The organism is Stenotrophomonas sp. TWI1149 (assembly GCF_039673155.1).
GTDB classification, from domain to species: Bacteria; Pseudomonadota; Gammaproteobacteria; order Xanthomonadales; family Xanthomonadaceae; genus Stenotrophomonas; species Stenotrophomonas maltophilia_AA.
In genome coordinates this window covers 38,102-56,089 of the sequence record NZ_JBDJLB010000020.1, presented here as the reverse complement: position 1 = coordinate 56,089, position 17,988 = coordinate 38,102, and the positions used below count along the sequence as shown (strand labels likewise).

Here is a 17,988-nt window from a genome sequence, read left to right as displayed (position 1 = left end):
ACGGCGGGCCACGCGCCGCCGCCCTAACATCGCGGCCCAACCCCACGCCCACACGGTGCAGCCATGACCACTACCTTTCACCGCGTCGGCACCGGCGCCCATCCCGTCCTGGTCCTGCACGGCTGGTTCGGCGACGCGCACGCGTTCGAACCGATCGAGCCGTGGCTGTCCGATGGGGTGTTCAGCTACGTCTTCATGGACTGCCGCGGCTACGGCGGCATGCGCGACGCACGCGGTGATTACACGATCGACGAGATCGCCAACGACGCGCTGACCCTGGCCGACACGCTGGGCATCGAGACCTTCAGCCTGGTCGGGCATTCGATGGGCGGCATGGCCATCGAGCGGATCGCGGTCCTCGCCCCGGATCGCGTGCGCGCGCTGGTGGCCGTCGCGCCCGTGCCCTGCGGCGGCATCGCCTATGATCCGCCGACGCGGCAGCTGCTTGAAGCGGCCGCCGGGAGCGCGGACATCCGCCGCGGGATCATTGATCGCAGCACCGGCGGACGACTTCCCGCCGCGTGGCTGGACTGGAAAGCGCAGTACTCGATGGAGCACGCCTCCCCGGAGGCCTTCGCAGCCTATTTCACGGCATGGGCCGACACCGACTTCAGCGCGGACATCGTCGGCCGGCACCCGGTGAAGGTGCTGGTCGGCGAGCATGATCCGATCTTCCATCGCGCGCTGATGGAGCGGACCTATTTGCGCCGCTACGCGCACGCGTCCTTGGAGGTGATCGGCAACGCAGGGCACTACCCTATGAACGAAACGCCGCTGGCCCTGGTGGCCGCCATCGAGGCATTCCTCGCGCCGTTCGGTGATCGCTGAGCGGCGTCGAACGCGCGGCGGACTCAGCGGCTGCCCAGGTAACCCTCGATCTCGCTCTCGGCCAGCAGCTCACGCACCTGCGCGGCCGACGCGCGCCGCATCGGCTTCTCATCGATGGCCGACAGCGGTGGCTGGCGCAGGCCGTCGTAAGGCAGCACGGCGATGTCGAAGGTCAGCTCCTCGGCGCTGAACACCCACACCGGGGCGTCCAGGGTGCGCTCGCGGTCCAGCCGCAGCCGCCGCGTGCGCGATTCGGCCGGAATGCCGTGTTCGTCGAGATGACGCTGCACCGCATCGGCGTCGTCGCTGTGCACCTGCAGCTGCACGGGGCTGTTGGCGTCGGCGGTGCCATCGAGCACCGGGCCGCACAGCCGCGGCGAGAAGGCCTGCAGGAAGTCCATCGCACGCAGGGCCGCTTCACGGCGCAGGCGCAGCTGCGCGCCATGGTCGGCACCGGCAAACAGCCGCTGGTACTCGCGCAGCGCGTCTTCGATCTCGGTGTTGCGGGGCAGGGAGGCATCGTCGTGGATGCCGAGCCGGGTGGCGGCCTTGAGCTTGGCCTGGTGGTAGTCGCGGATGCCGCCCTCGGCCATCAGGCGGGCGGCCTCGTGCGCCAACTGGTGGCGGCGCTCCCGGGTCTGCGTGGCTGCATGCTGACGGGCTCGATGCATGACCGGAACTCCTTGGCGACCTGCACGGCAATGTACACCGGCGATGTGACAGGCGGGTAGAGCCACGCCATGCGTGGCTGTGCCTGCGATCAGGGAGTGCGTGCAGCCACCCATGGGGTGGCTCTACCGGAGCGATGGGGCGGACGATACGCGGGGTGGGGGGGGCGAAAAAAAAAGGCCGGGCAATGCCCGGCCTGTGTTCCATCGCGGCGCCGGGCGTACCCGGCGCACGCGGTCAGAAGATATCGAACGCGGCGTCGTCGGCCTGCGGGGTGTGGCTGTTGAAGTCGTACTCCTCCAGCTTCTCCATGTCCTCCACCTTGACCCACTCGGTCGCGCCGTTGAGCGTGGCCTGGACCATGCCCGACGGCGGCTCGTTCTGCGCGATCGGGGTGTCCTTCAACGCGACGCGCATGTACTCGATCCAGATCGGCAGGGCGGCGCGGCCGCCGTACTCGCGGTAGCCGAGCGAGCGGAAGTCGTCGCGGCCCACCCACACGGTGGTCGCGTACGGGCCACCGAAACCGGAGAACCAGGCGTCGCGGTGATCGTTGGTCGAGCCGGTCTTGCCGCCCACGTCTTCGCGGCCGAGCACCTTGGCCGCAGTACCGGTACCGCGCTGGACCACGTCGCGCATCATCGAGTTGAGCTGGTATGCGGTACGGGCATCGATCGCGCGCGGGGCGACCTTGGCGTCCGGGTTGACCGGGGCCGGGGCTTCCACGGCGGCCGTCGCGGCCGCCTGCTGCGGCTTGGCCGGGGCAGCGTTGGCCGCAGGCGCGGAGCCGAAGTTGAAGCCGTCCACGACCTGGCTGACCGGCATGCCGCTGGTGCCGGCGCAATCGCGGCAGGCGATGGCCGGGTTTTCCTTGAACACTTCCACGCCATCGCGGTCGGTGACCCGGTCGATCAGCCAGGTGTCCACGCGCGAGCCGCCGTTGGCGAACACGGCATAGCCGCGCGCCACCGAGAGCGGGGTCAGCGAGGCGGTGCCCAGCGACATCGACAGGTTCGGCGGCAGCTCGGCCTCGGCGAAGCCGAACTCGCTGATGTACTTGCGCGCGTAATCCACGCCCATGCCATCGAGCAGGCGCACCGAGACCAGGTTGCGCGACTGCACCAGCGCTTCACGCAGGCGCATCGGGCCACGGAAGCCGCCACCGTCGTTCTGCGGCGACCAGGTCTTGCCGCGGCGGTCGCGGAACACGACCGGGGCGTCGAGCACGATCGAGGCCGGGTTGAAGCCCTTGTCGAAGGCGGCCGCATAGATGAACGGCTTGAAGCTCGAGCCCGGCTGGCGGCGGGCCTGGGTGGCGCGGTTGAACTTGTTGCCGGAGAAGCTGAAGCCGCCGACCAGCGCCCTCAACGCGCCGTTCTCCGCGTCCAGCGAAACCAGGGCGGCCTGGCCGCGCGGGATCTGGTCGAGCAGCCACTCGCCCTCCTTCTCGCCGGCCCGCACGCGCACGATATCGCCGCGGGTCACCAGCTTGGCCGGCGTCTTGTTGGTCCAGCGGGCGGCGCTGGCGGGCAGCACCACTTCGCTGCGGTTGCCCAGCACCACGGTCGCGCTGCCATCGGCGGCGGTCGCCGCCACGATCGCCGGCAGCAGGCCGGTCTGTGCGGGAATGCCGGACAGCTTGGTGGCCAGCGCGGCGGCATCGGCGTCGGCCGGGACCTCCACGTGCTGCTCCACGCCGTGCCAGCCGTGGCGGTGGTCGTAGGCCAGCAGGCCATCGCGCACCGACAGGTTGGCCGCGGTCTGCAGCTCGGCGTTGATCGTGGTGGTCACGTGGTAGCCCTTGTTGACCACGTCGCCGCCGAAGCGGGCGATCATTTCCTGGCGGACCAGCTCGGCCACGTAGGGGGCTTCCACCTGCAGCGGCGGCTCATGCGCGGTGGCGTGCATCGGCACGGCCTTGGCCGCGTCGGCCTCGGCCTGGGAGATGAAGCCCAGGCTGGCCATGCGCTGCAGCACATAGTAGTCGCGGCGCTCGCGGGCCCGCTCGGGGTTGCTGATCGGGTTGCCGGAGGAGGGGAACTTGGGGATGCCGGCCAGCGAGGCCATCTCGTCCAGGTCCAGCTCGCCCAGCTTCTTGCCGTAATAGAACTCGGCCGCGGCGGCCACGCCATAGGCGCGGTTGCCGAAGAAGCTCTTGTTGAGGTACAGCTCGAAGATCTCGTCCTTGCTCAGCTCGCTCTCGATCTTGCGCGCCAGCAGGATCTCGGCCAGCTTGCGGGTGTAACTGTATTCCGAGCTCAGGAAGAACTGGCGGGCGACCTGCTGGGTGATGGTCGAGCCACCGGGCACGCGCTTGTCGTTGGTGGTGGCCAGCAGCCAGACCGCGCGGCCGATGCCCTTGTAGTCCACGCCGCCGTGCTCGTAGAAGCGCGCGTCCTCGGTGGCCAGGAAGGCCTGCTTGAGGCGCTCGGGGACGTCCTTCATGGTGATGGGGGTGCGCCGGGTCTCGCCGAACACCGCCATCAGCTTGCCATCGCTGGCATAGACGTACATGGGCTCCTGCATCTCCACGTCGCGCAGGGTCTGCACGTCCGGGAGCTTGGAGGAGACGGCGTAGTACAGGCCACCGGCAACCGCGGCGCCGATCAATGCCAGGACCAGGAACGCGACCAGCATCCAGCGCAGCCAACGGCGAAGACGTGTCATCAGTGACAGATTCCGATTGCGAATTTCGTGGTCGCAGAGTATAGATTACGCAAGGGAACGGCTGGGGTTGTTCCTGGGGAGAGCAGTCGATCACCGTCTGGGGACGCGTGAAACGAGCACTGGTGCTCGTTTTACAGCTTGACGGTTGCGATTTGCAAAAAAAACGTTATTAATGCGCGGTCGCAGGTTCTGCGTCCAAGTGCCCATCGGCAGGGGAGAAACCGTGGGGCTTATCCCAAAAAGCCAGTCGCCTCTTATCGGCGTCGATATCAGCTCGACTGCAGTAAAGCTGTTGCAGCTATCCCGCAGCGGCAATCGTTTCCGCGTGGAACATTACGCCGTGGAACCACTTCCGCCGAATGCGGTGGTGGAGAAGAACATCGTGGAGGTCGAAGCGGTCGGGGAGGCCATTCGACGCGCCGTGAACCGCTCCGGAACCAAGGCACGGCATGCTGCCGCCGCCGTGGCCGGGTCGGCCGTGATCACCAAGCTGATCCCGATGCCCGCCGATCTGGACGAGAACGACATGGAAGCCCAGGTCGAGCTCGAGGCGGTCAATTACATCCCGTACCCGATCGAGGAAGTGAACCTCGATTTCGAAGTGCTGGGTGCGATTCCGAACAATCCGGAAATGGTCCAGGTGCTGTTGGCCGCCTCGCGGTCGGAGAACGTCGAGCTGCGCCAGTCGGCGCTGGAGCTGGGCGGGCTGGTGGCGCGGGTGATGGACGTGGAGGCCTTCGCGGTCGAGAACGCCTTCGCCCTGGTCGCCAGCGAGCTGCCGGTGGCCAGTGATGGCGTGGTCGCGCTGGTGGACATCGGCGCCACCATGACCACCCTGAACGTCCTGCGCGGCGGGCGCAGCCTGTACAGCCGCGAACAGGTGTTCGGCGGCAAGCAGCTGACCGACGAAGTGATGCGCCGTTACGGGCTGACCTACGAAGAGGCCGGCCTGGCCAAGCGCCAGGGCGGACTGCCGGAAAGCTACGAGATGGAAGTGCTGGAGCCGTTCAAGGAGGCCACGGTCCAGCAGATCAGCCGCCTGCTGCAGTTCTTCTATGCGGGCAGCGAGTTCAACCGGGTCGACCACATCGTGCTTGCCGGCGGTTGCGCGGCCCTGACCGGCCTGCCGGACATGGTGGAAGAGCAGCTGGGCGTGGCCACCGTAGTGGCCAACCCGCTGGCACAGATGACGCTGGGCCCGAAGGTGCAGGCACACGCCCTGGCCCAGGATGCCCCGGCGCTGATGATCGCCACTGGTCTGGCCCTGAGGAGCTTTGACTGATGGCGCGCATCAATTTATTGCCCTGGCGCGCCGAGCGGCGCAAGCAACGCCAGCGCGACTTCTACGCCATGCTCGGTGCGGCCGCCATCGGCGGTCTGCTGCTGTCGCTGTTGATCTGGTTCTACTACGACCGCCAGGTCAGCGGACAGGGGGATCGCAACACCTTCCTGCAGGCCGAGATCGACAAGGTCAAGGAGCAGAACAAGGAGATCGAGCGCCTGGACCGCCAGAAGGATCGCCTGCTGGCGCGCAAGGCCGTGATCGAGGAACTGCAGGCCAAGCGCTCGCAGATGGTGCATCTGTTCGATGCGCTGGTGCGGACGATCCCCGACGGGGTGGTGCTGACCACGCTCAAGCAGGAGGGCGACGTGCTGACCCTGGAAGGTCGCACCCAGTCCAATGCGCGCGTCAGTGCCTACATGCGCAATCTGGAAAGCTCGGGCTGGATGACCAACCCGGAGCTGTCGATCATCGAAGCCAAGGCGCCGGAGCGTGACAAGGCCGGGGCCGCCAGCGGTCCGGTGGCGGACATCAAGTCGCTGCCGTACATGTTCGTGGTCAAGGTCAATCTGCCGGCCCAGAGCAGCGTCACCGAGCTGGCCGCCGATGGCAGCGTGATCGAGCCGACCGCCGATCCCGCCCCGCCGGGTGCGACCCCGGTGGCACCGGTCGCCCCGCTGTCGCCGGCACCGGCCGACGCACCGGCCGCGCCGGTCTCGCCCGATGCCGCCGATCCGGCCAAGCCGGCCGGCAGCAGCCACATCGTGCCGTCCACGCCCTCCGCGCAACCTGCACAACCGGCGGCGCCGGCCCCGGCCCAGAAGGGGGCCGCCGCATGAGCCAGAAGATCAATCTCAAAGAGCTGGACTTCAACAACATCGGCAACTGGCCGCAGAAGGCCAAGGTCGTGTTCTGCGTGCTGCTGGCGCTGTTCATCATGATCATGGCCTGGTTCCTGCTGATCAGCGGCAAGCGCGATGAGCTGGCCTCGCTGGAAAGCCGCGAGACCCAGCTGCGTGCCGAGTTCGAGAAGGAACAGGGTCGCGCGGTCAACCTCGAGCCGCTCAAGCAGCAGCTGACCCAGATGGAGCAGGTGCTGCAGCAGATGCTGCGCCAGCTGCCCAGCAAGACCGAGATGCCGGACCTGATCATCGACATCTCGCAGACCGCGTTGTCCAGCGGCCTGTCCAACGAGCTGTTCCAGCCCGGTGCCGAGCAGCCCAAGGAGTTCTACGCCGAGAAGCCGATCGCCCTGCGCATGGTGGGCAGTTACCACCAGTTCGGCGCGTTCGTCAGCGGTGTGGCCTCGCTGCCGCGCGTGGTCATCCTGACCATGCACGACATCAACCTGAAGCCGAAGGATCCCAAGACCGGCATCACCGCCCGCAGCGGTGCGCTGGAGTTGTCCGGAACGGTCAAGACCTACCGTTACCTGGATGACGTGGAGATGGAAGCCCAGGAGAAGGCTGCCGCCGAGAAGGAAAAAGCGGCGAAGAAGGGAGGCCGGAAATGAGCCGCCTGACCTCGACCGCACGGGTATGCGGCCTGTTGATGGTGCTGCTGCTGGCCGGTTGCGCCCGCGGCGTGACCAGCACGCCCGGCGATGCGCCGAACCTGGAGAAGTGGGTGGCCGACGTGCGTGCACGCCCGGCACCGCCGCTCGAACCGTTGCCGGTGATGCAGCAGTTCGAGACGTTTGAATATTCCGCGCAGGGGATGCGCGACCCGTTCACCGACGCCTGGACCAATCCGCAAGGGGGATCGGGGCTGCGTCCGGATCCGAACCGCCGCAAGGAGCCGCTGGAAGATTTCCCGCTGGACAGCCTGGACATGGTGGGTTCGATCGGCCGTGGGGGCGGGCTCGTCGCGCTGGTGATGGCGCCGGACAAGGTCACCTATCGGGTGCGTCCTGGCGTCTATCTGGGGCAGAGCGACGGGCGGGTAACCGGGGTCTTCGAGGACCGGATTGAGCTGATTGAACTGGTGCCGGATGGCGCGGGTGGCTGGCTGGAACGGCCGGCAACGCTCGCGCTTGAAGATCAATGAATGATTATGGGGATAGCACGATGACCTTTTCCAACGCCCTGCGGCTGCGTTCCGTCCGGCGCCAGAAGTTGTTCCACCTGTGCGCGCTGGGAGTCGCGCTCATGGTGGCCAACGGCACGCTGATGGCGGCCACGCCCAGCGGCGCCGTGCCCAAACCGGCGGCCACCACCGCGCCGGCGACCGCACCGGCGACAGCACCGGCATCGCTGTCGGTGTCCAAGATCGACTTCAAGCGCGGCGACGATGGCGCCGGCCGGCTCATCCTGCAGTTCGACGGCCAGGGCGCCAGCCCGGACCTGCGCAGCCAGGGCAACAGCGTCGTCATCGACGTGGGCAACGCGCGCCTGCCGGAAAGCCTGCAGAAGTCGATCAACGTGACCGACTTCGCCACGCCGGTGCAGCGCATCGATCCCAAGCCCTATGGCGGCGGCACCCAGCTGGTGCTCAACACCAATACCGCCTTCGAGTCGCTGGCGTATCAGAGCGGCAACGAATACGTGGTCGAGATCAGCCCGCGCCAGGCGGCCCCGGCCGCCGGTGCGATCACCGCGACCAGCGTGAGCCAGGCCGCGGCGGCACTAGGCCAGCGCGGCTACAGCGGCAAGCCGGTGACCTTCAACTTCCAGGATGTGCCGGTCCGTACCGTGCTGCAGCTGGTCGCCGAGGAGTCCAACCTCAACGTGGTCGCCTCCGACAGCGTGCAGGGCAACGTGACCCTGCGCCTGATCAACGTGCCGTGGGACCAGGCGCTGGACATCGTGCTGCGCGCCAAGGGCCTGGACAAGCGCCGCGATGGCGGCGTGATCTGGGTGGCGCCGCAGCCGGAGCTGGCCAAGTTCGAGCAGGACAAGGAAGACGCACGCATCGCGATCGAGAACCGCGAGGACCTGGTCACCGATTACGTCCAGATCAACTACCACAACGCCGCGGCGATCTTCAAAGCGCTGACCGAAGCCAAGGGCATCGGCGGCAGCAGCGGTGGCGGTGGCGGCGGCAGCTCGCAGGAAGACAGCGGGTTCCTGTCCTCGCGCGGCCGGATCGTGGCCGACGAGCGCACCAACACGCTGATGATCAGCGACATCCCGAAGAAGATCGCGCGGATGCGTGAGCTGATCAGCGTGATCGACCGTCCGGTCGACCAGGTGCTGATCGAAAGCCGGATCGTGATCGCCACCGATACGTTCGCGCGTGAGCTGGGGGCCAAGTTCGGCATCAGCGGCAGCCGCCAGGACGTGTTCTTCGGCGCCAACACCGATCAGAACCACGCCAACATCACCGATCGCGGGACCAAGGACCTCGAGTACCAGAAAGCGATCAATGAGTGGGTGGCGGGTGGCCGCACCGGTGCGATTCCGGTCCGCGGTGGGACCAAGTTCGCCGAGGGCCTGAACTGGAACCTGCCGGTGGCCGCGATCAACAACCCCGGTTCGCTGGCGCTGTCGATCCTCAATGCCGGTTACCTGCTGGACGTGGAACTGTCGGCCATGCAGGCCGAATCGCGCGGCGAAGTGATCTCCAACCCGCGCGTGGTGACCACCAACCAGCGCGAAGCAGTGATCAAGCAGGGTAAGGAAATCGGCTACGTCACCATCAGCGGTGGCGGTGCGGCCGGTGCCGCGGCCCAGCCCAACGTCCAGTTCAAGGAAGTGGTGCTGGAGCTGAAGGTCACCCCGACCATCACCAATGACAACCGTGTGTTCCTCAACATGGCGGTCAAGAAGGATGAAGTGGAGCAGTACATCCTGCTGGAAGGCTACGGCCAGGTGCCGACCATCAACCGCCGCGAAGTGAATACCGCGGTGCTGGTGGACGATGGCCAGACCGTGGTGATCGGTGGCGTGTACGAGTTCACCGACCGCACCAGCATCAACAAGGTGCCGTTCCTGGGCGACGTGCCGTTCCTGGGCAATCTGTTCAAGAAGCGCAGCCGCAACAAGGACAAGGCCGAACTGCTGGTGTTCGTGACGCCGAAGGTGCTGCGCGTGGCCAAGGCCAATCCGGCCGTCAACTGAGCCGCACCGCCGCTGCAATGAGGAAAGGGCCGCCCTGTGCGGCCCTTTCTGCGTTCAGCCAATCTTGATGTCGTAACCGCCACTGTCCTGCCATCATGGTGATGGAACCTCTGCCCACCGTGGAGGTCACATGGATGCCATGAATCTGCCGCCCCCCATGCCCGATACCCCGACGCCCGCTCCGGTGGAGCACGACCGCCTGCACGATGCCTTCCGCGCGCTGCGCGACGGCCTGTCATCCGAGATCGTCGGCCAGAGTGCGCTCGTCGAGCGCCTGCTGACCGCGCTGCTGGCCGATGGCCACCTGCTGGTCGAGGGCGCCCCCGGGCTGGCCAAGACCACCGCGATCCGCGCGCTGGCCGCCCGGCTGGATGCGGATTTCTCGCGCGTGCAGTTCACCCCGGACCTGCTGCCGGCCGACCTGACCGGCACCGAGATCTGGCGCCCGCAGGAAGGGCGGTTCGAATTCGTGCCGGGTCCGATCTTCCATCCGATCCTGCTCGCCGACGAAATCAATCGTGCGCCGGCCAAGGTGCAGTCGGCCCTTCTCGAAGCGATGGGCGAGCGCCAGGTGACGGTTGGCCGCCATACCTATCCGCTGCCCTCGCTGTTCCTGGTGATGGCCACGCAGAATCCGATCGAGCAGGAAGGCACTTTCCCGCTGCCGGAAGCGCAGCTGGACCGTTTCCTGATGCATGTGCGGATCGGCTACCCCGATTCGGACGCCGAAACCGAAATCCTGCGACTGGCCCGCGAGCGCGCCCGTGAAGCGCTGTCCACCCCGGCCGCCGCGCCGGCGCGCATGCCGCTGAGCGATGTGTTCGCCGCCCGCAAGGCGGTGCTGTCGCTGCATGTCGCACCGGCGCTGGAACGCTACCTCATCGAAATCGTGCTGGCCTCGCGCGATGCCGCGCGCTACGACCCGGCGCTGGCGCGGCGCATTGCCTGGGGCGCCAGCCCGCGTGGCTCGATCGCGCTGGAGCGCTGTGCGCGGGCGCGCGCCTGGCTGGCCGGGCGCGACTTCGTCACCCCGGAGGATGTGCGCAACGTCGCGCCGGATGTGCTGCGCCATCGCGTGCTGCCCAGCTATGAAGCCACCGCCGAAGGCTGGGATGGCGAACGCCTGGTCGCCGAGCTGCTGTCCCGCGTGCCGGCGCCCTGAGCGCGATGGACACCCCCGCGCAGAGCGCCACGCCGCTGGAGGGCGATGGCCTGCGGCCGAGTCTGGCCGAGCTGGTGGCGTTGCGCCGCAGTGCGCACCGCGCGCCGCCGGCGCGGCGTGGCCGGCTGGGTCATGCCGGCAGTGCGCCGTCGCCGGCACGCGGACGCGGCATGGAGTACGCCGAGTCCCGCGATTACGTGCCCGGCGATGACGCGCGGCATATCGACTGGCGTGTGACGGCCCGCACCGGGCGCGCGCATACCAAGCTGTTCCAGGCCGAACGCGAGCGGCTGACGCTGCTGGTCGCCGATACCGACCCGGTGCTGTATTTCGGCACCCGGGTCCGTTTCAAATCCGTACAGGCCGCGCGCGTCGGTGCGGTGGCAGCGTGGCTGGCGCAGCGCCAGGGTGACCGCCTTGCCGCCGTGCGCGGCAGCACCCAGGAACCGCCGATCGCACCGGCCGGTGGCACCCGCGGGGTGCTGCGCGTGCTCGATGCGCTGACCCGCTGGTACGCCGGACCGCCCGCCGAGGATGCCGGGCTGGACCGCGCGCTGGAGCAGGCCGCACGGCTGCTGCGCCCCGGTGCGCGCGTAGTGGTGCTGGCCGACCCGGCGCGTGCCGCCACGATCGGTAGTGCGCGCTGGGCCGCGCTGGCCATGCATCACGAAGTGGTGGTGATGCTGCTGGTCGATCCCCTTGAACTGGCGCCCCCGGCCGACGCGCTGCCGTTTCTCTCGGAGGGCCGTCGCGTGCTGCTCGATCTGGGCAGCACTGCGGTGCGCGAGCATTGGCGCGAGCGGTTCGTGGCGCCGCTGGAGACGCTGCAGAACAGCCTGGCCGCGCGCCGCATCCAGGTGCATGTGGTGGCCACCGACGACGCCAGCGACAGCTGGTTGAGTCCGCTGCCGACCGCGGTGGTGGCATGAGCGCCGCCGCCTCGCTGCCGCTGCGCGATGTGCAGTTGCCGCCCTCGCCGCCGTGGTGGCCGCCGGCGCCCGGCTGGTGGCTGGTGTTTGCGGCCCTTGCGCTGGTGGTGGCCGCGATCTGGGCCTGGCAGTGGCGTCGGCGGCGTACGCGCCAGCGCTGGCTGGCGCTGTTCGATGCCCAGGTGGCCCAGGCCGGCTCGCCGGTCGCCGAGATCGCGGCGATCGCCGACCTGCTGCGCCGCGCGGCGCGCCAGCATCAGCCCGGCGCCGAACGGCTGCAGGGCAGTGAATGGCTGGCCTTCCTCGATGAGAAGAACAGCCGGGCTTTCTCCGACGGCGATGGCGCGCTGCTGCTCGACGGCAGCTACCGCCCACATGCCGATGCCGAAGCGGTGCAGCGTCTGCGCGTCCTTGCACGCCGCCGTTATCTGTCGCTGCTCACGGAGCGGCGCCGATGATCGCGATCACCCTGCCGACGTGGTTGAGCTGGCTCGACAGCCTCGCCTGGCCGTGGATGCTGCTGGCGCTGCCCTTGCCGATCCTGATGCGCTGGTGGCCGTCACGGCCCGGCGCGGGCGCCGCACTGCGCGTGCCCTACGCGGCCGATCAACTGCAGTCGCTGGGTGCTGCCGCGGGCGGTGCCGGCCCACGCCTGGGCCGCGCGCTGCTGTGGCTGGCGTGGGCCTGCCTGTGCGTGGCGGCCGCGCGACCGCAGCAACTCGGTGACGCGGTGACACCGCCGCAGCAGGGCCGCCAGATGATGCTCGCGGTGGACGTCTCCGGCAGCATGAGCGAGGCGGACATGATGCTCGGCAACCAGGTGGTCGAGCGGCTGACCGCGGCCAAGGCCGTGCTTGCCGACTTCCTGGATCGCCGCGTCGGTGATCGCGTCGGCCTGCTGATCTTCGGCGAGCGCGCCTACACGTTGACCCCGTTGACCGCCGACCTCACCAGCGTGCGCGATCAGCTGCGCGACAGCGTGGTCGGCCTGGCCGGGCGCGAGACCGCGATCGGCGACGCGATCGCGCTGGCGGTCAAGCGCCTGCGCGAACAACCCGAAGGCCAGCGCGTGCTGATCCTGCTGACCGACGGCGTCAGCAACGCCGGCGTGCTCGAACCGCTGCGTGCGGCCGAACTGGCCGAGGCCGAAGGGGTCCGCGTCTACACCGTGGCCTTCGGCGGCGACGGCGGCATCAGCCTGTTCGGCGTGCAGATCGCGCCCGGCGAAGATCCGGTCGACGAAGCCACGTTGAACAGGATCGCCGAGCTCACCGGCGGCCGCTCTTTCCGGGCGCGCAATACCGATGAGCTGGCCGGCATCTACGCCGAGCTGGAACGTCTGGAGCCGGTAAAATCGGCCGGCCCGGCGGTGCGGCCGCGGATCGAGCGTTACGCCCTGCCGCTGGCGTTGGCACTGCTGCTGGCCAGCCTGGCGTGGCTGTTGCCGAGGCGCTGGACATGACCGCGAGCTGGAACGCCCTGCATTTCATCCGCCCCGATGCGTTGTGGGCGCTGCTCGTGCTGCCGCTGCTGGCGGCGATCTGGTGGCTGCGCCGGCGTCGCGCCAATGTCTGGCGCCAGACCGTGGATGCGCATCTGCTGCGCCATCTGCTGGTGGGCCGCGACCGCCGCGCCTGGGGTGGGCTGCTCCTGCTGTTGCTGGGCACGGCCATCGCGATCGTGGCGCTGGCCGGTCCCTCATGGCGGCAGGTCGCACAGCCGTTGTGGCAGACGCCGTCGCCGCTGGTGGTCGCACTGGACCTGTCCTCGCGGGTGACCGCGACCGATCTGCCGCCGTCGCGCCTGCTGCAGGCACGCGCGAAGCTCGCCACGCTGCTGCGCGAACGCCAAGGCGGGGAAGTCGCCCTGCTGGTGTACGCCGACGATGCCTATACCGTGGCGCCGTTGACCGACGACATGGCCAATGTCGCGCTGTACCTGGATGCGCTGGCACCCGATGTGATGCCCCGCGATGGCCAGCGCGCCGACCGCGCGCTGGAAACAGCGGTCAAGTTGCTGCAGCAGTCCGGCGCACGCGGCGGCGACATCCTGTTGCTCACCGACCGCGCCGATGCCGATGCCGAACAGGCGGCAGCCGCGGCACGCGCGCAGGGCTTCATGGTCTCCGTGCTCGGGCTGGGGACACCGCAGGGCGCGGCCTATCGCAACGGCGAGGGTCAGATCGTGCCGGCGCGCCTGGAGGAGGGCTCGCTGCGCAGCGTCGCCAGCCGCGGTGGCGGTCGCTATGCGCGCGTGGCCAGCGATGACAAGGACCTCGCCGCGCTCGACGTGTTGACCCCGCGCGTCAGTGCCGATGACAGCCGTGAAGGGCAGGGCCGCACCTGGCGCGATGAAGGCTTCTGGCTGCTGCCGGCGCTGATGCTGCTGGCCCTGTTCTCGTTCCGCCGACGCGGCGCGCTGGCGGTGCTGGTGATGGTCGCGGCACTGCCGATGGCGATGCCGATGCCGGCGCACGCCGCCGAAGGCACGTGGTGGCAACGCGCCGACCAGCTCGACCAGCAACGCCTGTCCACCGGGGTGGATGCGTACCGCAAAGGCGATTTCAAGGCCGCGCAGCAGCAGTTCGAGGGCATCGATACCGATGCCGGCTGGTACAACCTCGGCAACGCGCTGGCGCGCCAGGGACAGTACGATGCCGCCATCGAGGCCTACGACCGCGCGCTGAAGAAGCATCCGGGCATGGCCGATGCGGTCGCCAATCGCGCGGCAGTCGACGCCGCCCGCAAGCGCAGGCCGCCGCAGAACAACGACCAGAAGGACGGAAAGAAGCCGCCCTCCGACAAGCCCGATCCCGGCAAGAACCCGGGGCAGGGCCAGAACGGTGACGCTGCGCCGCCGCAGGACAAGGGTGAACAGGGCCAGTCACCGCCGCCCACCTCCGGTGAGCCGAAGGACGGCCAATCCAAGAGCGGGACGTCGCCGCCGCAGGCCGCCGACAGCCAGGCGCAGGCCGAGGCCGACGCGGCCCAGCGCGAACGCATGCAGCAGGCGATGCAGCGCCAGGGGCAGGACGACGGCAACGACAAGGCGCAGGGCCAGGTCAGCGGCACGCCGCAGCAGCGCGAGCAGCAGCAGGCGGTCGAAGCCTGGATGCGCCGCGTGCCGGATGACCCGGGCAGTCTGCTGCGGGCCAAGTTCCAGCTGGAAAACGAACGCAGGAAACGGGAAGGGCGATGACACATTCCACGATACGGCGCTGGTTGCGCGCCGGGCTTGCCCTGCTGCTGTGCGCGAGCATGGCCGCGCACGCGCAGACCCGCGCCTGGCTCGATCGCGAGCAGATCACCGACGGCGACACGGTCACCCTCAACATCGAATCCGATGCCGGCGGCGGTGCACCGGACTACGCGCCGCTGCGGGCCGATTTCGACCTCAGCAGCCAGACCAGCAGCCGCCAGATGCAGTGGAGCAATGGCGCGACGACCTCGCGCGCGCTGTATGCCGTCGCACTCACCCCGAAGCGCGTCGGCACCCTGCAGATTCCCGCGCTGCAGGTCGGCAGCAGCCGTACCCAGCCGCTGACCCTGCAGGTCGGCGCCAGCACCGCGACCGCGCCGGCGGCGGCCACGGGCAATGCCGCCGTGTTCCTGGAAACCGAGGTCGACGATTCCTCGCCGTATGTGCAGCAGAGCGTCGGCGTGGTGGTGCGCCTGTTCTACGCCGCACAGCTGCTCAGTGGTGAACTGGTGCTCGATACGCCTGCCGGTGCATCGCTGCAGCGCGTCGGCGAAGACCGCACCGAGGTGCGCGAGGTCAACGGCCGCCGCTACAACGTGGTGGAGCGGCGCTTCCTGCTGATCCCCGAGCGCAGCGGTCCGCTGGCGCTGCCGGCGGCGCAGTTCAACGGGCGCAGCGCGGGCGGTTTCTTCAACGACATGTTCGGCGGCGATGGCCGCCTGCGCGCGGCCTCCGCCCCGCGCACCCTGCAGGTCCAGGCGCAACCGGCCTCGGCACCGCAACCGTGGCTGCCGCTGCATGGGCTGCGCCTGCGCTATACCGCTGCGCCCACCACCGGCCGGGCCGGCGAGGCAGCCACCGTGGTGGTGGAGGCCGTGGCCGAGGGCGCGACCAAGGCGCAGTTCCCGGAACTGCCGGTGCCCGACGTGGGCCCGGACGCCCAGGTCTTCGCCGAGCCGCCGCAGTTCGATGAAACCTTCAACGGCAGCACGCCGCAGCTCACGCTGACCCGTCGCTTCGCGATCGTGCCGCGCCAGGCCGGGGCGCTGACCGTCCCGGGCCTGCGCATGGCGTGGTGGGACGTGGCGGCCGGCCAGGCGCGCACGGCCAGCCTGCCGGACCTGCAGCTGGCGATCACCGCCGGGGTGGCCGGCAGCGCCGCGCCGACCCTGCCGGTGGACACCACCTCGGCCCTGCCGGGCGAACCGGCGGCCGCCTCCCCCGACCTGCAGCTGGCGCCGATGCAGGCCGCATCGCACCCGTGGGGCTGGATCGCGCTGTCGGCCGGCCTGGCGGTACTGTGGCTGCTGACCCTCGCCTGGGGCTGGCGCCGGCGGGCTCGACCGGTGGTCGCGCGGGGCGGCGAGGGCACTGTGTCCTCTGCCCCATCAGCGGGCACGTACACCCGCGCCGACCTGCGCCGGGCCATGGAAGCCGGTGGGTTCGACGAGATCATTGTCGTGCTGGCCGGGATGGGCGGCGTGCAGACCCTGGAGCAGGTGTTGGAGCGTCTCGACGACGCTCAGCAGCGCGACACGCTGATCCGGATGCAGCAGGTCCGCTGGGGCGGGCAGGGCGGCGATGTCGGCGAGGCGCGGCAGTCGCTGCGGCGGGCCTTCCATGACGGACCGCACTGGCGGGTGTCTGCGGCCGCCAAGGACAATGGGCTGGCGCCGTTGTACCCGCCTGCGCATTCATAAAAAGGCGTGTCGGTCAGGGCGGCCGGCTTTGCTAAGCTGATTTCATTTTTTCGAGGAACGCCGCTCCATGACTGAGGCCGCAACGACCCGGCAGAAACTGCCTTTGCACTGGAAAATGGGCATCGGCTTCATCATCGGCCTGGTCCTCGGGCTGACCGTGCATGCCCTCGGTGGCAGCGTCGACGGCCTGCATACCGGTGCCAAGTGGGTGATGGATTACATCACCACCCCGGCCTCGGGCCTGTTCCTCAATCTGATCTTCATGCTGATCGTGCCGCTGATCTTCTCGGCGCTGATCATGGGCGTGTCGGAGATGGGCGACATCCGCGCCCTCGGCCGCATCGGCTGGAAGACGCTGGCCTACACGATCCTGCTCTCCGGCATCGCCGTGGGCATCGGCCTGGTGCTGGTCAACGTGCTCAAGCCGGGCGTGGGCGTGGACCCGGTCGTGGCCGCGCAGATGCTCACCGAGAATGCCGAGCGCAGCAAGGAAATCGTCGCCGGCATCCATGGCGTGCCAAAGGGCATGGACATGCTGCTGTCGATCGTGCCGAGCAACGTGGTCGAGGCGGCCTCCAGCAACGGCGCGATCCTCTCGCTGATGTTCTTCGCGTTGATGTTCGGCATCGGCATGGTGCTGACCGATGAGGCGAAGGTCGCCCCGCTGCGCCGCGCCATCGAAGGCATCTTCGAAATCTCGATGACCCTGATCAACCTGGTCATCCGGCTGGCCCCGTACGCGGTGGCCTGCTTCATGTTCAACCTGGCGGCCTTGTTCGGCTTCGAGCTGATCATCCGCCTGGGCGCCTACGTGGGCGTGGTGGTGCTGGCGCTCGGGCTGCACATGGTGGTGACCTACGGCGTCGCCGTGTGGCTGTCCGGCCGTTCGCCGCTGGCGTTCTTCCGCGATACCCAGGAGGCCACCGTGATGGCCTTCTCGACCGCCTCCAGCAACGCCACCCTGCCGACCGCGCTGCGCGTGGCCGACCAGATGGGCCTGCCGCAGAAGGTCTCGCGCTTCGTGCTGACCGTGGGTGCCACCGCCAACCAGAACGGCACCGCGCTGTTCGAGGGCGTGACGGTGATCTTCCTGGCCCAGTTCTTCGGGGTGGACCTGAGCATCGGCCAGCAGATCATGGTGATGGCGGTCTGCATCCTGGGCGGCATCGGCACCGCCGGCGTGCCCTCGGGCTCGCTGCCGGTGGTGGCGATGATCTGCGCCATGGTCGGCGTGAACCCGCTGGGCATCGGCCTGATCCTGGGCGTCAACCACTTCCTGGACATGTGCCGTACCGCGCTGAACGTGACCGGCGATCTGGCCCTGACCACCCTGGTGGCCAAGGGCGAGGTGGACGAAGGCCCGGTCGTGGCCGCAGTGGCCCCGGCCCCAGCCCCAGCACCCGCACCCGCCACGCGCGACTAAGGCTGCGCAGGCCTGCGGGTTCCCGACGCCCCGCCTCGTGCGGGGCGTTGTCGTTAAGGGCCTGGCCTGTCT

General features: G+C 68.9%; 15 protein-coding genes. 13 read left to right on the top strand and 2 right to left on the bottom strand.

Annotated features, from left to right (window positions below; genetic code table 11):
- Window positions 1-63: 63 nt before the first annotated feature.
- Window positions 64-828 (top strand): alpha/beta hydrolase, encoded by a 765-nt coding sequence (locus tag ABE424_RS18900; RefSeq protein WP_346491668.1) that lies wholly within the window; start codon window positions 64-66, stop codon window positions 826-828.
- A 23-nt stretch (window positions 829-851) separates the two neighbouring features.
- Here the strand turns inward: ABE424_RS18900 and ABE424_RS18895 are convergent, their stop codons facing one another.
- Complete coding sequence (locus tag ABE424_RS18895) at window positions 852-1,499, bottom strand: hypothetical protein (RefSeq protein WP_346489403.1); 648 nt, start codon at window positions 1,497-1,499, stop codon at window positions 852-854.
- A gap of 235 nt (window positions 1,500-1,734) precedes the next feature.
- Window positions 1,735-4,164 (bottom strand): penicillin-binding protein 1A, encoded by a 2,430-nt coding sequence (locus ABE424_RS18890; RefSeq protein WP_346491669.1) that lies wholly within the window; start codon window positions 4,162-4,164, stop codon window positions 1,735-1,737.
- Window positions 4,165-4,387: 223 nt separating this feature from the next.
- Here ABE424_RS18890 and ABE424_RS18885 point away from each other — a divergent pair, with 223 nt between their 5' ends.
- From ABE424_RS18885 to ABE424_RS18830, 12 genes are all read left to right on the top strand, one after another.
- Window positions 4,388-5,446, top strand: a complete 1,059-nt coding sequence (locus tag ABE424_RS18885) for a pilus assembly protein PilM (RefSeq protein WP_019183880.1) — start codon at window positions 4,388-4,390, stop codon at window positions 5,444-5,446.
- Entirely contained in the window at window positions 5,446-6,285 is an 840-nt protein-coding gene (locus ABE424_RS18880) for a PilN domain-containing protein (RefSeq protein WP_346491670.1), read from the top strand. Before ABE424_RS18885 ends, ABE424_RS18880 begins: the two co-directional genes overlap by 1 nt.
- Window positions 6,282-6,959, top strand: coding sequence for a type 4a pilus biogenesis protein PilO (locus tag ABE424_RS18875; RefSeq protein WP_179460186.1), 678 nt, complete (start codon window positions 6,282-6,284; stop codon window positions 6,957-6,959). Before ABE424_RS18880 ends, ABE424_RS18875 begins: the two co-directional genes overlap by 4 nt.
- A 38-nt stretch (window positions 6,960-6,997) precedes the next feature.
- The gene (locus tag ABE424_RS18870; RefSeq protein WP_257018742.1) at window positions 6,998-7,492 is read left to right on the top strand and encodes a pilus assembly protein PilP; all 495 of its coding nucleotides are present in this window, start codon (window positions 6,998-7,000) and stop codon (window positions 7,490-7,492) included.
- Between the two features lie 20 nt (window positions 7,493-7,512).
- Window positions 7,513-9,504: a type IV pilus secretin PilQ family protein gene (locus tag ABE424_RS18865; RefSeq protein WP_346491671.1), complete on the top strand. Its 1,992-nt coding sequence runs from the start codon at window positions 7,513-7,515 to the stop codon at window positions 9,502-9,504.
- 139 nt (window positions 9,505-9,643) lie between these two features.
- Window positions 9,644-10,666, top strand: coding sequence for a MoxR family ATPase (locus tag ABE424_RS18860; protein WP_346491672.1), 1,023 nt, complete (start codon window positions 9,644-9,646; stop codon window positions 10,664-10,666).
- 5 nt (window positions 10,667-10,671) lie between these two features.
- Window positions 10,672-11,595 carry a DUF58 domain-containing protein gene (locus tag ABE424_RS18855; RefSeq protein ID WP_346491673.1) on the top strand — a complete coding sequence of 308 codons (924 nt, stop codon included), beginning with the start codon at window positions 10,672-10,674 and terminating at the stop codon, window positions 11,593-11,595.
- Entirely contained in the window at window positions 11,592-12,053 is a 462-nt protein-coding gene (locus ABE424_RS18850; protein ID WP_346491674.1) for a DUF4381 family protein, read from the top strand. Before ABE424_RS18855 ends, ABE424_RS18850 begins: the two co-directional genes overlap by 4 nt.
- Window positions 12,050-13,057, top strand: a complete 1,008-nt coding sequence (locus tag ABE424_RS18845) for a VWA domain-containing protein (protein WP_346491675.1) — start codon at window positions 12,050-12,052, stop codon at window positions 13,055-13,057. Before ABE424_RS18850 ends, ABE424_RS18845 begins: the two co-directional genes overlap by 4 nt.
- On the top strand, window positions 13,054-14,793 hold the full coding sequence (locus ABE424_RS18840) for a tetratricopeptide repeat protein (protein ID WP_346491695.1): 1,740 nt from the start codon (window positions 13,054-13,056) through the stop codon (window positions 14,791-14,793). Before ABE424_RS18845 ends, ABE424_RS18840 begins: the two co-directional genes overlap by 4 nt.
- The gene (locus ABE424_RS18835) at window positions 14,790-16,493 is read left to right on the top strand and encodes a BatD family protein (protein WP_346491676.1); all 1,704 of its coding nucleotides are present in this window, start codon (window positions 14,790-14,792) and stop codon (window positions 16,491-16,493) included. The genes ABE424_RS18840 and ABE424_RS18835 overlap by 4 nt, the downstream gene beginning before the upstream one ends.
- 67 nt (window positions 16,494-16,560) lie before the next feature.
- A complete protein-coding gene (locus tag ABE424_RS18830; RefSeq protein ID WP_346491677.1) occupies window positions 16,561-17,916 on the top strand; it encodes a dicarboxylate/amino acid:cation symporter in 1,356 nt (451 codons plus the stop codon).
- Window positions 17,917-17,988 lie beyond the last annotated feature (72 nt).

Excerpts from the sequence above, each read along its gene's own strand:
- ABE424_RS18900 (WP_346491668.1), top strand. The coding sequence starts at position 64 with ATGACCACTACCTTTCACCGCGTCGGCACCGGCGCCCATCCCGTCCTG.
- ABE424_RS18895 (WP_346489403.1), bottom strand. The coding sequence starts at position 1,499 with ATGCATCGAGCCCGTCAGCATGCAGCCACGCAGACCCGGGAGCGCCGC.
- ABE424_RS18890 (WP_346491669.1), bottom strand. The coding sequence starts at position 4,164 with ATGACACGTCTTCGCCGTTGGCTGCGCTGGATGCTGGTCGCGTTCCTG.
- ABE424_RS18880 (WP_346491670.1), top strand. The coding sequence starts at position 5,446 with ATGGCGCGCATCAATTTATTGCCCTGGCGCGCCGAGCGGCGCAAGCAA.
- ABE424_RS18875 (WP_179460186.1), top strand. The coding sequence starts at position 6,282 with ATGAGCCAGAAGATCAATCTCAAAGAGCTGGACTTCAACAACATCGGC.
- ABE424_RS18870 (WP_257018742.1), top strand. The coding sequence starts at position 6,998 with ATGGTGCTGCTGCTGGCCGGTTGCGCCCGCGGCGTGACCAGCACGCCC.
- ABE424_RS18865 (WP_346491671.1), top strand. The coding sequence starts at position 7,513 with ATGACCTTTTCCAACGCCCTGCGGCTGCGTTCCGTCCGGCGCCAGAAG.
- ABE424_RS18860 (WP_346491672.1), top strand. The coding sequence starts at position 9,644 with ATGAATCTGCCGCCCCCCATGCCCGATACCCCGACGCCCGCTCCGGTG.
- ABE424_RS18855 (WP_346491673.1), top strand. The coding sequence starts at position 10,672 with ATGGACACCCCCGCGCAGAGCGCCACGCCGCTGGAGGGCGATGGCCTG.
- ABE424_RS18850 (WP_346491674.1), top strand. The coding sequence starts at position 11,592 with ATGAGCGCCGCCGCCTCGCTGCCGCTGCGCGATGTGCAGTTGCCGCCC.
- ABE424_RS18845 (WP_346491675.1), top strand. The coding sequence starts at position 12,050 with ATGATCGCGATCACCCTGCCGACGTGGTTGAGCTGGCTCGACAGCCTC.
- ABE424_RS18840 (WP_346491695.1), top strand. The coding sequence starts at position 13,054 with ATGACCGCGAGCTGGAACGCCCTGCATTTCATCCGCCCCGATGCGTTG.
- ABE424_RS18835 (WP_346491676.1), top strand. The coding sequence starts at position 14,790 with ATGACACATTCCACGATACGGCGCTGGTTGCGCGCCGGGCTTGCCCTG.
- ABE424_RS18830 (WP_346491677.1), top strand. The coding sequence starts at position 16,561 with ATGACTGAGGCCGCAACGACCCGGCAGAAACTGCCTTTGCACTGGAAA.